The sequence below is a fragment of the Labilibaculum euxinicum genome (assembly GCF_009795715.1).
GTDB lineage: Bacteria > Bacteroidota > Bacteroidia > Bacteroidales > Marinifilaceae > Labilibaculum > Labilibaculum euxinus.
This window is the reverse complement of sequence record NZ_WTCR01000002.1, coordinates 277,327-292,598: the sequence shown is the minus strand read 5'-3', so window position 1 is coordinate 292,598 and position 15,272 is coordinate 277,327. Positions and strand designations below refer to the sequence as shown.

Sequence of the window (15,272 nt, the reverse complement as noted above, 5' to 3'; positions counted from 1 at the left end):
TAGCAAGGTTTAGAACCTCACCCTAAATCCCTCTCCTAAAGGAGAAGGACTTTAAAAACTGCAATATTTTTAATTCGTAATTATTAATTCCTAATTCGCCTATCCGTATGCTCCAAAGCCAAAGAAAGAATGCTTTTTTGCAAATCGATAAACCCAACTTTTCTCTGGAATTTCTTTTCCTGGTATGTGATGACCTGCACAAGGCTTCATCTTATTTAATTCTTTAAATGAGGCATTCCTTTTCGATGAATCATAGGCATTTACATTTTTTAGAATGTTGTGCAATTCCTGCGGATTATCCAATAAAATACATCCTTGGGTACAGTCGTTGATGCCTTTTCGCATGCCTCCTATAAATTTCGAATTCTCGATGATATTGGCAATATCGGATCCATCGCCAACCGTTTCGCCTGCAAATTGAATTGGCGGACAAAATTCGATATCTCCGTAAGGGTTAATATGATGCGACAATCCCAAAGCTCCGGGACATATGGCTTTCCCTTTCTCATCCCAATACGTATCGATAATCATCAAAGGAGCTTTCACCCGGATATCAACCATAAATTGACGTAATTCCAAAATCTCTTCCTCAGACAAAGCCAAATCTGTAGTTGGACGTTCACCAACCGGACGATAAATGTAAAACCACAGATAGTGAATTCCTTTTTTGATGCAGGAATTTACAAATTCCTCGTTTACCAAATCCTTAAAATTGGACTTGCATACGCTTGTAGCTACTCCGGTGAATAATTTATTCCTGGTAGAAGCCTCAATTCCTGTCATGGTTCTGCCATATACATTATTGGCTCCTCTTCTTATATCACTCACATCCTGCAGACCTTCCACACTAATTAGAGGTGATACATTACCCAGTTTCCGAAGCTTTTGCGCCACTTCATCAGTCAGTAAAGTACCATTGGTAAACATCTGAAAATAACAATCGGGATGCCGTTCAATCACCTCCATTAAATGAGGATACATCAAAGGTTCTCCTCCCAATAAGCCGAAGAAATAAGAACCTTTCTTTTTACTGGAAACAATGATATTGTTGAGAGTTTCCATATCCATTCCTTTGGATTGATTGTTAATTGTTACCCAACAACCCTGACAATTTAGATTGCAATTATCAGTAATCGAAATCATCATGAAAGCAGGATACAGCTCACCTTTCTTCAGTCTTTTCTTGTGTTTCGAAACTGCTTTCATTCCCTTCCATCCCAAATTACAGCCAAGTTTCCAAAGCAATCGGGCATCCACCTGTTTTAGTATTCTTGTTCCGAGAGAAAATATCATTAATTAATAGATTTTAAATAATAGATTGAAGAACTAACAACAGCCCGATTTTGAATTACCGTCTTTACATTCACAAGATGAATTCGAATCACCATCTTTGCAATCGCATTTACTTTCCGAATCATCCTTACAATTGCAATCGCAGTCATATTTTTCAGCTTTCTTTTCTTCCTCTTTTTTATCAGTTCCACTGCAGCAAGCCCGGCGCTCCTCTTCCGCCATTTTGAACTGATCTTTTTTCAATAAAGAAACCTGAAAATTCTTTCTGCGGGCACTTAAAACAGAATAAACATCATCGTTCTGAATTTGTTCCAGAATATCTGTCTTTTCATTTTCGGTACCATCACCTTCGCCACCATCTATTGGACTTTCGGCGTGCTTTGGGAAAATAATTGCATTCTGAGGACAAACACGGGCACAAGCAGGACACATATCCTTACAATTCGCCGAAGCTGAAACCACAACAGTTCCGTCATCCTCAACAGAATATACACTAAACAAACAAAAGTTCAGGCATTTGCGACATCCGTTGCAACGCTCGTAATCAATTACCGGATACCATGGTTTCCAAGAATCAGAATACTTTATTTTTAAAGGTGCTCCGGTGTTCGATTCCAATGCTGAAATAAGCTCATCCCTACCTTCTTCCTCCACATGATGATATTCTGTGCCATTCCCATCTGCGTTTCGTCCTGAGTTGTCCACTAAATGTTTCATCGCACGAGTCTGACAACCAAAAACAATAGCATCTTTTGCATTGTACAAACTTTCCAAATCATCCGGGCTCTTCAAAATTGTACCACACATGTCCTCGATATAGGTATAAGCTATATTCCTATCTTCCAGAGTGCTAATCAACTTCTGAACCGAAGATTTTTCGATCTTTCCATCCTTCTCGCACCCGCAAATAAATATTTGTTTGCTCATTTTATTCGTATTTAGTACATGGTAATTAGTTTACCAACCTAATAGCTGCTTACTAATTACCTTTTAATGAAGAACCTGTTAATTGCTAATTGCCTTAATATCATATGCCAACAGAGCGTCTCCATGACGGATGTACAAAACTCCGTTGTTGATTACCGGCTGGGCAAAATGCTCTTTGGTTCCTTTGGTCACTTTAAATTTACTTACCAACTCCATACTTTCAGGTGTTACCTTTACCAAGCCAACCTGACCTCTTTCGTTGTAACAGTACAACATTCCATCAGCAGCAATGGTAGATCCACGACCAAAACTTAATGTATCCCGAGTCTCTCCGGTCTCAGCATCTACACTTTTCCAAACCTTCTTGCGATGACCTGATGCGATGATTTTGCCATTTAATTTTACAGCACCCCCCATAATGTTATCCAATTCCTTATTTCGCCACACTTCCGTGATTTGACTTCCGTCTTCAGAAACTTTCATTTTTACGGTTCCATTACCACATCCGGTAACGTAATACAGGTAACCATCTTCAAAAATTGGTGTGTTTCCATTAATATCGCAAAGCGTATCCTGCAGTTCTGTCCACAATAGTTTTCCTGTTTGCGATTCGATACCCATTAAAGCATTGTCTGAGAAAGTTACCAAAACTTTCCGAGATGGAAATTCCAACAACAATGGAGAACAATAAGCAGAAATCTCACCAACTCCAGGGTTAGTCCACGCCATTTCACCGGTAAATCTATTTAAGGCAATAATATTGTTTTCGGCCCCACCAGGTGCAGCAAATACCAAATCGCCATCTACCAATAAAGATTGAGAATATCCAAAACGAGTATTCTTGCCTTCATATTTTTCCAACATATTCACTTTCCACTTCAATTCTCCTGATTCAGCATGAATACAAGCAATATCACCCATTCCTGAGGCTACATATACCAAATCATCAACCACGGTTGGAGCTGAACGACTTCCAATAAAGTTTTCCATCCAATCTGTTCCAAATTCAGTTTTCCAAAGTATATTTCCCTGCAAATCAAGAGATATCAGATAAGCAAGGCTATCAATTTCACCATTTAAATATATTGTATTCTCACAAATTACCGGTGAACCATAGCCATTGCCAATACTATCAATAGCCCAAAGCAACTCCGGACCTTCAGCAGGCCATTCTTTCAGTAAATTAGTTTCGTTATAAATTCCTGAACGGTTCTCACCTCTCCATTCGCTCACTTTTTTCGATTTCGAATTGCAAGCAAAAAAAAGTACTGCAATTAATAAAATGCTTAAATTTTTCATTTGGATAGTTTTTGTATGATAGTTTAGTTTTATTCATTCTTTAATGATTCAACGATATTGTATTTTTTAATTTGTCGCGCAGGAATCCAAATCCAGATCAATCCACTGATTAAAATACCGAACAGCAATGTCAGGATATATCCTACCGGCATATGAAATGACGGAGATAACAGTGATGGAAGTACTCCAATTAGTGCCGCGCCTAATCCACAAGCCAATCCGGCAAGCAATAAAAACAGATTCTCGTAAAACAACAGTTTAAAAAGACTCTTTTGCTGATAACCGATTGCAGAAAGAAGAGCCAATTCTTTTTTGCGCTCTAAAATGTTTCGCATTAATACAATTCCCAAGCCTATGGTTCCGATGATTACTCCCAAGCCTCCCAAAAACATGAACATGCTTAAGTAGGTGTTTTCAACCGAATAAAAGGCGGCTAAACGATCAGAAGTTTTCATTCCTGAAACGCCCAAATCCTGAAGATTATTTTCAAACTCTTGCATCAACTGATCATCCTTATCATTCTGTGAATCAATCAGTAATATCTTTGACCCACTAATTGACGGAAAATGTTTTTGAAACTGATTATCAGATATTAAGATGTTACCCTGAAAGATGGAATTGTTCAAACCTCCCATAAGTACCAGTTTGATGTCTTTTCCGAATTCGTTTTGATAGATCAAAGTATCGCCAACTGCTTTTTTCAGTCCCCAAACAATAACTGTCTGATCGGCATAAGCAGGAATCACATTTTCTCCTAAATCTTTATTCAAGGCCTGCCATGGATGCTCTGAATCCACATTCGCAGCAAGTGCCGCGAATGAAAAAGCATCCTTTTTATCAAAAAGCATAGGATCAAATCCCAATATTCTGGGTTTCTGCACCTGATTTAAATTCAAACAACTGGCATCATCACCTTCCAAGGCTCTGAACTGTACAAATTGTGCGGTGGAATCGATATCACCTTTCCAAAATCCGGCTTTCTCAAGTCCTTCTGCAGTATTCAGATCAAATAAAACAGGCATCGTGCTTTCTATCCAATATTCATAACCACCTGTACCCGATTTGTCCGCATTTTCGGTATTGAAGAATGTTTTGCGGTTGGCTCCTGTAATCAGAACAGAGAATGTACCCAGAGCCAATAATGCTACACTTGCCAAACTTCTCCTGCGGTTGCGTGCACTGTTCTTTATTGCCAGCTGCAATAAGGAAGGGGTTTTACTACTTCTGGTTGAACTCAATTTTTGCAGATACATGTGAACAAAAGCACAGGCTCCAATCATAAAGAGACCTCCTGCAGACAGCAATAATTCGGCATTTTGATCCAAAGAGGATGCAAATGCATACGTAATTATAGCTGCAGCACCAAGAATAGAGATCAATGCGATCAATTTTGAAATACGACTGCCTTTAGCAAAGATATTTTCATCGGTTGTATTCTGAATTAAATTGCTTGCTGTTTTCTTTAGCTTTTTACGTGTAAGCCACCAAATACAAAGCATAGCCACCACCAAGCCAATTGCAAAACCTGTAAACAATGTCGTTCCGCGCAGATGAACATTCAGCATGTTGGTACGAACCACATCAGTCCACACCGAATTTAAAGCTTTTAATAGCAGCTGATTGTATAAAACACCGCCTAAAACACCAACCAATCCTCCAACAACTACGGTCACTAATGATTCGTAGACTCTAATTGGCAGTATTTGAGATTTAGGGAAGCCCAAACTCAGGAGAATCCCATTTTCCTGACTTCTGCTATCGAGATTTAAAGAATAAATTAGGATGGTTAAAAGGACTCCTGCAAATATGATGAAAAAGCTAAGACTTAGGAATAACTCTCCAAAATCGACCATATTATTTGCTGCCAAAACACCAGCATCACGAACAGATACAAAACTCAAATTAAGCAAGTTAGGATTCATTACCGAAAGCATGAGTTTCTCTAAGTCATTCTGACTCAATTCCTTTTCATTAAATCGGAAAGCAGTATATTTTCCATATTTATTGCTCCACAATTCAACTGCTTTTGTCGGTGAAATAAGTGCTTTGGGAGTTCCCTTGTACTGCTTCCAGTAGTCTTCATCTTTCGGACGGATTTTTGAAAAATCAACAGGAACCCCAGCTTCCCATTCGTTGCAGCTACCTGCATCTGATAGTCCCGGAAAGGATGGCATCATGTCTTGATCCAGCAAATCACTATCCAAAGGCAAAATTTCCTTAACAACAAATGTCTGCGTTTGCTTTTCAAGGGCTCTCAAGGCTCCTATCACGAAATAATCCAGAGATATTGAATCTCCTACTTTGACACCCAAGTCTTCAGCCAACCACTGATTGATAATCATTTCCCCATCAGACAGATCAGACAGACGTGAATCACCATTGATGGCTGACACAAACGAGTAAGGTGTTTCTTTATCCTTACAGCTGATTCGGTTCACAAAATAAGTGAGAAGAGTTTGCTGATTAACAGCGATTTTCTCTATTTCATCTGAAATTGGAGTATCGATAAACACACGATCAGAAATCAATTCCAACTGATCTTTTCCTTTAACAGAGCGGATTTCAAGACCAGCATCTTTCACATTCCAGTTCTTCTTTAAACTGCCTTCTACATCAGGTAAGGAAAGAACAGATTCGCCCGCAGAACTTGCCAGTAATAGATTTGCCCGTCCTTCCAATTCCATTTCTTTGGCCAGATAATCTCTGGAAAGAAAAACATTGTAGGGCGCAAGCTGATTGTTTTTTAAGCTAAAGCGACCCAGTTCGTGATCTCCGGCAATGGCTTTTACCTTTACACGCAAAGCGATTGTCTGATCTTCATCAGAAACAAAAGGAGCATTGGCGGGAATCAAACTCCCCTTTTCAATCCGTAACAGAAATTCATCACCAATTTTCAGGCTCATTTTATCTGCCAGATTCGAACTAACAGCTGCTTCCCCATCTTTCAGGTCAATTTGCTGAGCAAAAGAGAATTTCCAAAATTCCTGATCAACCCCATAAGCCTGAATATTGTTTGTGCGAGTCTGATTTTCGGGTTGAATTGCAATTGCTTTCACCTGCAAAAGAGCAGCTGCATTCCCATTTAAATCTGCCTGAATCTCTTTTGCCAATTCGGCACGAACATACCGATCGCCTGCAGGCATGGCATATTCCACCTGGCCCAAACGAAGGTTGACCAGATCGTGCAAGCTGTATTTTACCGAATCACCAATAATTAATGCTCCTGTAAGTACTGCTGTACTCACAATTGTGCCCAGAAAGACTGCGAAATGCTGCTTTCTGAAGTACCAGAGGCTTTTGGTGATGTATTTAAAGATATTCATGTAATATCAATTAGTAATTAAGAATGAATAATTGTTGTCTTTAATGAACTTCATCTTGTATTATTCATTGCCAATTTTTAATTGTTTTAATTTTCCATCTTCCAACTGGTAAATCTTCTTCATCTTTTTGGCCAAATCCATTGAGTGAGTGACAATAACTACAGAAACCCCTTGCTTTTCGTTAATGCTAACCAATAAATCGCCCAATTGTTCTGCCGCTTTTTTATCCAGCGAACCGGTTGGTTCATCGGCAAGAAGCAGATTTGGCTGATGAATTAAGGCACGAACCACTGCTGTGCGCTGACACTCTCCGCCCGACATTTGTCCCGGACGCTGGTAAATCAATTCTGATAATCCAACAAAATTCAAGAGCTCCAAGGCCCTTTTTTCAGCTTCCTGCTTCTGCTTTTTATCCTTTACAGGGATAAATGGAAGCAATACATTTTCAATCAGATTCAACTGAGGCAGCAAGTGATGCGACTGAAAAACAAAACCCAGATTCTGATTGCGAAAGTTGGCCAATTCCTTCTCATTTTTCTTCGATAAATCTTCCCCGTCGAAAATCACATTGCCAGAATTGGCTGTATCCAAAGAACTAATCACATTCAGCAATGTACTTTTACCCGAGCCGGATGGACCAACAATGGCGATGGATTCTCCCTTTTCGATAGCCAGAGAAAGATCATCCAATATGATTCTTTTCTCAGTACTGCCAACGTTTTGGTAATATTTGGTGATGTTCTTTAGTTCTACAATCATAATCTATTTCTTTCTATTGTAATCAGATCTTAAAATATCAATCTTTGCTCTACTATTCAGCATTTTTTCGTTCTATGCAGTTCCTGCTTCGTTGAAATCAACTTGTCCTTCGATGTATTTTACTTCCCATCAGTATAAAATCGTTTTCCTTCAAATAAAGTAAGGCTCCCTTCGCATAAAATGGTCGCCCTTCGCATAAGTGCCCTCTCTTCTCAGGGCTTTCAGCGCTTTTTTATTTTTCACCAAAAGCATAAATGCTTCCATCCATGCAGGCAACAACAATCATCCCTTCCACCACAGCAGGCGTTCCAACAATGGCTCTGCCGATTTCGTAGGACCAGATTTGCTGACCGGTTCTCCGATTCAATACATATATTCTTCCATCTCCCGAACCAATAACTACCGAATTACCAGCAATTACAGGCGATGCTTCAATTTTATTTTTGGTTTTGAACTGCCACTGAATGTTCCCGTTTTCTTTATCGAAACAGTAAACCTGTCTGTTTTCAGCGCCAATAATTACCTGATTGGCAGATACCGATGGAGAAGCCAAATAGGAAACCGCTCCTTCTTTCTTCCATTTCACCTGATTTTTAGCGTAATCCACACAGAAAAATTCTCCATCGGTATCTCCGAAATACGCCTGATTTCCATCCAAAGCTACAGATGAAGCAATATAAGTGGCAATATCCAATTTATTTTTTGCCTTCCCTGTTTTCACATCCACTTGATGAAGAAAACCATCGCAACCGCCAAACACGGCAATTTCACCATTGCAGGAAGCGGCTCCGTTGATGTAATTATCAGATTCATACTTCCATTGCAGTTTGCCTGATTTTGCATCAACACAATGCAGGTTAAAGTCGTAGCTTCCGAATAAAATCTTCTTCTGTTTTCTCGATTTATCGTAGAACCAAGCAGCAGATCCTGATATTTGACCATCGGTCGCATATTTCCATTTCAACTCACCGGTTGTTGCATTCAAACAATAGAAAATTCCTTCCAGAGAGCCAAAATACACGTTTCCATCCAGATACAATGGCGATGCTTCCACGGATGTTTTGGCATCGAACTTCCATTTCAGTTGGCCGGTTTTTGAAATTGCGTACAATTTCCCATCATTAGAACCTACAAATATATTTCCATTACTGATAATGGGTGATGATTTAACAGCATCTCCTGTTTTGAAGCTCCATAATAATTTGGGAGCTTTGGGCACATTGGCTTCTGTTATCCCGCAAAGGCTTGAATTGCCACGAAATGACAGCCAATTGTGTTTGTTTTGACTATAAGATGAAATTGATACACAAATAATCAAAACCAGCAGGAATAATATCCTTTTGGCTTGTCGATTGACAAGATGTGAGATATAAGATATGAGATGTGAAAATTTCTTCATTTTTAATTTCTTCTCCTATTTGTAATACTCTGACAGGTTCGCTGTCAGGTCTTTCCTTTAATTAAAACAAGATCTCCGGACTTCATGTCGAAATACCCTGCTTACTTTTTAATTCCTAATTCATTATTGTTTCTGACCTCATCCCCCGGCCCCTTCTCCTCGAGGATAGGGATTAAGGGTGAGGTTTTAACTATTAATTCCTAATTAGAGCGAAGCGATATAGCTCCCGTAGGACAAGCCTCTGCACACTCTTTTGCTGCAACAGTCAATGCTTTATTAATATCTTGATTAAAAGGTACCGATACTTTAACGGTAAAACCCCGTCCGATATTGGTCAACCCTGTTTCTTCCTTATGTTTGCCCGCAATTTCGATGCAAAGTCCGCACTTAATGCACTTTTCGGGCTCGTAAATAATACTCTCATGATTGCAATATTTCACCACATTGTTTCGCTCGCCGAATGAAAATCTTCTGCGATCGGCATCGTGTATGTCTGCACAAACACGAAGCTTACAATTGTCCAATTTGCGGCAATCGCAATGCAAACATCTGGCAGCTTCCTGCATGGCTTCCTCTTTTGTAAATCCCTTTTCGGATTTTGCCTCTACACGATCACCCGAAACGGACTCTTTCAAATACTCACTCAACTCTTCTTTTCGCAACGTTCCAAGTCGTGAATTGAATGCCCGCTTTGTTGCTTTTCCTTCTCCATTTCGCAAAAACTCATCCACCGACCATGCTGTTTCTTTTCCCATTGCCACCGCTTTCACTGCCATTTTTTGAGTACGGATTGCACTGCCTGTGGCAAAAATTCCCGGCTGATCGGTAGCGAACGCGTTGCTGTCTGCCCACAAGCCAGCCTTCGCTAATTTTAAGCCTAATTCCTCCCCATTTTCAAGACCACTTCCTGTTGCCAGAATTACAGCGTCAAAACCGGATTTGATCTGTTCCCAGTTCTCTTTTTCAATTTTTTTGCCGATGTGAAAAACCACGCCAAATTGTTTCAGTATTTCTATTTCCCTTGTCAGGATATCTTCAGACAAGTCCCCTTTTTCGATCGCTTCAAGCAAACTTCCTCCCAAGCGGTTTTCTTTCTCGAATAGCTCGCAGGTATGTCCATCTTTTACCAAATGATAGGCTGCCGATAATCCGGCCGGACCGGAACCAATAACTGCTGCCTTTTTACCACTTGCTTCTTTATTATCCGGAAAATAGAAAGACTCCTCTTCATCTGCCGAAATTCGCTTCAACAGGCAAATGGAAACTGCCTGATCGACATCCTTACGCCGGCAGACTTTCTCGCAAGGCGCAGAACAAATGTGTCCTAAAATCCCCGGAAGGGCAATTTCCTCTTTTACAATCTTTAAAGCCTCATCAAATTTACCCGCAGCAATGAATCTGTTCATTTTCGGAATGTCCATATAGGCCGGACAAGCCACACGGCAAGGTGCCTCGCAATCGCCAACATGATCGCTCAACAACAATTCAATTGCCTCCTTGCGTGCTTCAAATACTTCAGCATCATCGCTGGCCAAATCCATTCCTTCGGTTGCAATGGCAGCACAGGAAGGCAGCATTTGCTGATTCTTGTTGTTTCGCACCATACAAACCATGCAGGTAGGATGATTGCTGCATCCCTCCAAATAGCACATACTGGGAATCTCAATTCCTACTGATTGCGCTGCTTGCAGAACAGTTGTTCCTTCGGGAACATTGATGGCTATATTGTCTATCGTTAGTTTTGGCATTATATTTAGATTTGAGATAAGAGATGAGAGAATTCATTTGTCATGCACTCAATCCTTATTCACTCATTAACTATATTTAATTTTCTCATTCATCAATAAGACGCTGACAGGATCTTCGAACGCTGTCAGGTCTTTATTTTGAGATTAGAGATGTGAGATATAAGATTCTAAAAAAAACTGTAGTTCTTAACTGTACACCTCATTTACTCATTATTTAATTTCAACGGCATCTACCGGACAAATTTGTTTACAGATATCGCATTTAATGCACAATTCATTGTCCACCTCGTGCAATTCGTAAGGTTTTGCTTTGATTGCATCTACGGGACAACGCTGCGCACATTTTGTGCAACCTGTGCAATTGTCGTTTATTTCGTAGCGAATTAGCTCTTCGCATTTGCCAGACGGGCATTTGCCGTTAATGTGTGCTTCATATTCATGCCGGAAATACTTTAAGGTCGATAATACCGGATTTGGAGCTGTTCTTCCCAATCCACAAATACTTCCTTTTTGAGTATTTATTGCCAGCTGTTCGAGCAAATCCAAATCGCTCATTTTTCCTTTTCCTGTCTTTATCTTTTGCAGGATTTCCAACATCCGCTGTGTGCCAATTCTACAGAATGTGCATCGCCCGCAAGATTCCTCCTGAGTAAAGGATAGGAAATAGTGAGCAATATCAACCATGCAATCCGATTCATCCAAAACGATTAATCCTCCGGAACCCATCATGGCACCCACTTCTTTCAAAGAATCAAAGTCGATTGCCGTATCAGACATGGAAGCAGGAATACAGCCACCCGATGGACCTCCAATCTGAACCGCCTTAAATTGCTTTCCGTTGGCAATGCCTCCGCCAATTTCTTCTACAATCTGCCTGATCGTAATACCCATAGGAACTTCAATCAATCCTCCTCGATTTATTTTACCAGCTAAGGCAAACACTTTAGTCCCCTTACTTTTTTCTGTTCCAATTTTACTGAATGCTTCCGCACCATTTCGAATGATGTATGGAATCAAAGAGAAAGTCTCCGTATTGTTGATCAAAGTAGGTTGATCCCATAATCCTTTTTCTGCCGGATAAGGTGGCCGTAACTGCGGAATTCCCCTTTTGCCTTCAATCGATGCAATTAAAGCAGTTTCTTCACCACAAACAAAAGCTCCTGCTCCCTCAAACACTTTCAATTCAAAAGAAAAATCAGAACCTAAAATATTTTCCCCCAACAATCCTCTGCTTTTGCAGATTTTCAAGCCTTCCTTAATCCGCTTTACTGCAAGCGGATATTCTGCCCGTATGTAAAGTCTGCCTTCGGTTGCTCCAACAGCGTAAGCACCAATTAATATTCCTTCAATAATTCGGAACGGATAAGATTCCAGCAGCATTCGATCCATAAATGCACCCGGATCTCCCTCATCACCATTACAGATGATGTATTTTTGATCAGACTTTGCGTTCTGAACCATTTTCCATTTGATAGCAGAAGGAAAACCAGCTCCTCCGCGACCTTTTAGTCCGCTTTTTTCAATTTCCGAAATAATCTCATCAGCAGAAAGCTCATTCAGGCATTTCTTAAAGGCTTCGAAACCATGTTTGGTCAAGTATTCTTCGAAATCTGAAGGTTTTATTTCTCCCCGGAATTCGGTTGCAATGTTTACCTGTCCTTTCAGGAACTCTGCAATTGGCGTATGCTCTTCATTCGAATTGTATCGGTTCGAACTTTTAGGGATATCTGAAAAAGTAAAGTTCTCAGCGTAATTGTAAAAGCGGTTTTTGAAACGACTCATCCAATTCTCCGAGCGAAAGTGCTTCTCTATGATTTCGCCGACTTCATTTGCATTGATTTTTGTATAGTAGGTTGCTGCTTCCCCATTTTTATGAATTTCCATCATGGGAACCTGATTGCAAACACCAACACAACCAACTTGTTTCACATCTACTTTAATCTTATTCTCAGCCAATGTCTTTTCCAGTTCCTCTTTCACTCCGGAACTACCACTTGCAATACAGCATGATCCCAGTCCAATTCGAATTTCACCCTGAGAGATCCCGTCTTCAGTCACTTCTCTCACAATTTTTTCTTCGCTTGGTCCCAGATTTTTAAAATCCTCTATAATTTCAGCTACTTTACCCGTTTCAACATGACCGTAAGTAACCGCATCAATCTGAACCACCGGTGCGAGTGTACAACAACCCAAGCAGGCAACTTCCTCTACCGTAAAAAGTTTCTGAGCATCGGTATCTATGCCTTTTTCCAATCCCAATTCACGGCGAAAACCATCGTATACCTGCTTTGCCCCTTTTACATGGCAGGCTGTACCAACACAAACCCGAATAATGTGTTTCCCCACCGGCTGATGACGAAACTGCGAGTAGAAAGTTGAAATCCCGGTGATTTGAGCTTCTGTAATGGTTGTAATTTCACAAACTCTTTTCAAAGCAGATTCGGGTAAATAGTTAAATTTCCCCTGAATTGCCTGCAAAATGGGAATTACCTTATCCGGCTCTTTCCCAATATCAGCAACAACTCCATCTACAAAATCGATCATCTTCTCCATATCTATTTCCCTATGCAATAAAGATTTTTCTCTCCACGAATGTACACTCTGCCATCTGCGAAAGCTGGCGATGCATCAGATTTTTCTCCCAAGGATGATGTTGCAAGCTCCACATATTCCTTCTCTGCCTTAAAAATGTGCATTACTCCTTTTCGATCCATCAGATATATTTTGCCATCGGCCAAAATTGGTGATGCATAAAATCCTGCGTCAAACTCCTTTTCCCAAAGTATTTCTCCCGCTTTTGCATTGTAACATGCAACCGCACCGTAACTAGTCACCACAAACAATAAATCGTTGTAAGCAACCGGACTCGGAACATCGGAAAGATAATCATATGCCTCCCAAAGTATTTCAGGCTTTTCTCCCGGTTTTATTGCCACCAAACTTGCGTATTCGTTTAAGGCAAAAACAATTCCGTTTGCATAAGCAACCGAAGGGCCAACCTCACCGGTAATACAGTCTATTTTCCACAATTCCTTTCCTGTATACGCATCGTAAGAAGCAATGCAAGGATCAGCCGCAAGTATTACCTCAACTTGTCCTCCGTTATTTACAATCACAGGAGATGACCACGAAACTCTTACCTTACGCACTGTTTTCCAGACTTCTTCTCCATTTGAGGTTGACAAAGCCATTACTTTCGAGTTTTTTTTCTGATCGTACTGAACAATCAGCTTGTCCTCAAAAACAATCAAAGAAGATGAATGTCCGTAATGATTATCAGGGACACCTAAATTCTTAGCCCACTGCCTTTTCCCACTCATATCTACTGCAATCAGATCACCATTTGAGAATACGGCAAAAACCGAATTTCCATCTGTAGTTACCGTCGATGCCGCATGACCCGTATCCGGAGTAACTTCCGGTGGATTTGCCGGGGATCCTGGAATTTGATCCGCTTTAGCTGTCCAAAGTAATTTACCGTTGTTTCTATCGTAGCAATAAACTTCACGACTTGTTGCATTTGCTCCGGAAAGGAACAATTTGTTTCCCCAAATTACAGGTGAATTATAAGCATGAATAGGAACAGGCTGTTTCCACAAGATATTTTTCCCACTAGCTCCATCCCACTCATTTGGGATATTCTTTTGATAAGCAATTGCATTTCCTCCGGGTCCGCGAAAAGATGGAAAGTTTGCCATCATCTCTTTCGTTGGATATGTTCCTTTGTATGAATTGGTTTTCGCTTTTTCAACGGCGACTTCTTCCTTCTTAGCAACCGAAACCAGAGTTTCCTCTTTTGGAGTCTCTTCCTTAAACTCTTCTGCAACTTTTTCTTCAACCACAGGCTCAGCGATCTCTTCTTTTCCAACAACCTCAACAACCGGAACATCTGATTGTGTATTTTCCGTTTTTTCAGCTTTGGCAATTTTAGCGGCTTCAGTAAATTGATTTCCTAACTCTTTATGTGTTAAAAACGCAAATATCATAGTGATTCCGACCATTCCAAAACCACCAACCACAATCCATTTCCTTGCTTTTTCTCGAAATAGAATGATATTCTCTTCTTCCTCTTCAGATATCTGAGGTAACTGTCGCTTGCCTGCATAAAATAACTGCAAAGCAATGGCTGTAACAATAATGCCAAACAGAAATAAATATCCTCCGGCTTTTACCTGCCACTGATTTGTGAAATAGGCTTTACGAACCAACAAATCCATTTCACGGATTTGCTCCCGCAGTTGATCATCATTAGGATTATCATTCAGGCGATCAACCAAGCTGTTAATCACTTCGGTATTTACCGGATCAATTCTATTAATCTGAATGTAATTTACCAAAACCAACATGCAAATTATGAAGGAGAATGTTCCTGCCACCATTGCAATACCTTTCCACAGGGATAGGTTAGTACGATTTATTTTAAATTTGTTAGTCATATCTTTTACCACAAAAAAAGTTTTACCACAAAGAACTCCAAGTACTTCATAAAGGGACGCAAAGTATTTTTGAACTTCTTATTCGCAT

At 40.2% G+C, this 15,272-nt stretch carries 9 protein-coding genes; all 9 read right to left on the bottom strand.

Going from position 1 to position 15,272, the window contains the following annotated elements:
* Positions 1 to 99 precede the first annotated feature (99 nt).
* Positions 100 to 1,293 carry a radical SAM protein gene (locus GQR60_RS03175; protein WP_124991541.1) on the bottom strand — a complete coding sequence of 398 codons (1,194 nt, stop codon included), beginning with the start codon at positions 1,291 to 1,293 and terminating at the stop codon, positions 100 to 102.
* 33 nt (positions 1,294 to 1,326) lie between these two features.
* Entirely contained in the window at positions 1,327 to 2,220 is an 894-nt protein-coding gene (locus tag GQR60_RS03170) for an ATP-binding protein (RefSeq protein ID WP_124991540.1), read from the bottom strand.
* A gap of 78 nt (positions 2,221 to 2,298) precedes the next feature.
* Positions 2,299 to 3,519 (bottom strand): PQQ-binding-like beta-propeller repeat protein, encoded by a 1,221-nt coding sequence (locus GQR60_RS03165; protein WP_124991539.1) that lies wholly within the window; start codon positions 3,517 to 3,519, stop codon positions 2,299 to 2,301.
* 29 nt (positions 3,520 to 3,548) lie between these two features.
* Positions 3,549 to 6,842: an ABC transporter permease gene (locus GQR60_RS03160; RefSeq protein WP_124991538.1), complete on the bottom strand. Its 3,294-nt coding sequence runs from the start codon at positions 6,840 to 6,842 to the stop codon at positions 3,549 to 3,551.
* Positions 6,843 to 6,902: 60 nt separating this feature from the next.
* Positions 6,903 to 7,601, bottom strand: coding sequence for an ABC transporter ATP-binding protein (locus GQR60_RS03155; RefSeq protein ID WP_124991537.1), 699 nt, complete (start codon positions 7,599 to 7,601; stop codon positions 6,903 to 6,905).
* Between the two features lie 232 nt (positions 7,602 to 7,833).
* A complete protein-coding gene (locus tag GQR60_RS03150) occupies positions 7,834 to 9,000 on the bottom strand; it encodes an outer membrane protein assembly factor BamB family protein (protein ID WP_124991536.1) in 1,167 nt (388 codons plus the stop codon).
* 200 nt (positions 9,001 to 9,200) lie between these two features.
* Entirely contained in the window at positions 9,201 to 10,748 is a 1,548-nt protein-coding gene (locus GQR60_RS03145) for a 2Fe-2S iron-sulfur cluster-binding protein (RefSeq protein ID WP_124991535.1), read from the bottom strand.
* A 210-nt stretch (positions 10,749 to 10,958) separates the two neighbouring features.
* Positions 10,959 to 13,292, bottom strand: coding sequence for an NAD(P)H-dependent oxidoreductase subunit E (locus GQR60_RS03140; RefSeq protein WP_124991534.1), 2,334 nt, complete (start codon positions 13,290 to 13,292; stop codon positions 10,959 to 10,961).
* Between the two features lie 11 nt (positions 13,293 to 13,303).
* A complete protein-coding gene (locus GQR60_RS03135) occupies positions 13,304 to 15,184 on the bottom strand; it encodes an outer membrane protein assembly factor BamB family protein (protein WP_124991533.1) in 1,881 nt (626 codons plus the stop codon).
* Positions 15,185 to 15,272: the final 88 nt, after the last annotated feature.

Coding starts and splice junctions, on each gene's coding strand:
- GQR60_RS03165 (WP_124991539.1), bottom strand. CDS start 3,519: ATGAAAAATTTAAGCATTTTATTAATTGCAGTACTTTTTTTTGCTTGC.
- GQR60_RS03160 (WP_124991538.1), bottom strand. CDS start 6,842: ATGAATATCTTTAAATACATCACCAAAAGCCTCTGGTACTTCAGAAAG.
- GQR60_RS03170 (WP_124991540.1), bottom strand. CDS start 2,220: ATGAGCAAACAAATATTTATTTGCGGGTGCGAGAAGGATGGAAAGATC.
- GQR60_RS03145 (WP_124991535.1), bottom strand. CDS start 10,748: ATGCCAAAACTAACGATAGACAATATAGCCATCAATGTTCCCGAAGGA.
- GQR60_RS03135 (WP_124991533.1), bottom strand. CDS start 15,184: ATGACTAACAAATTTAAAATAAATCGTACTAACCTATCCCTGTGGAAA.
- GQR60_RS03150 (WP_124991536.1), bottom strand. CDS start 9,000: ATGAAGAAATTTTCACATCTCATATCTTATATCTCACATCTTGTCAAT.
- GQR60_RS03140 (WP_124991534.1), bottom strand. CDS start 13,292: ATGATCGATTTTGTAGATGGAGTTGTTGCTGATATTGGGAAAGAGCCG.
- GQR60_RS03155 (WP_124991537.1), bottom strand. CDS start 7,601: ATGATTGTAGAACTAAAGAACATCACCAAATATTACCAAAACGTTGGC.
- GQR60_RS03175 (WP_124991541.1), bottom strand. CDS start 1,293: ATGATATTTTCTCTCGGAACAAGAATACTAAAACAGGTGGATGCCCGA.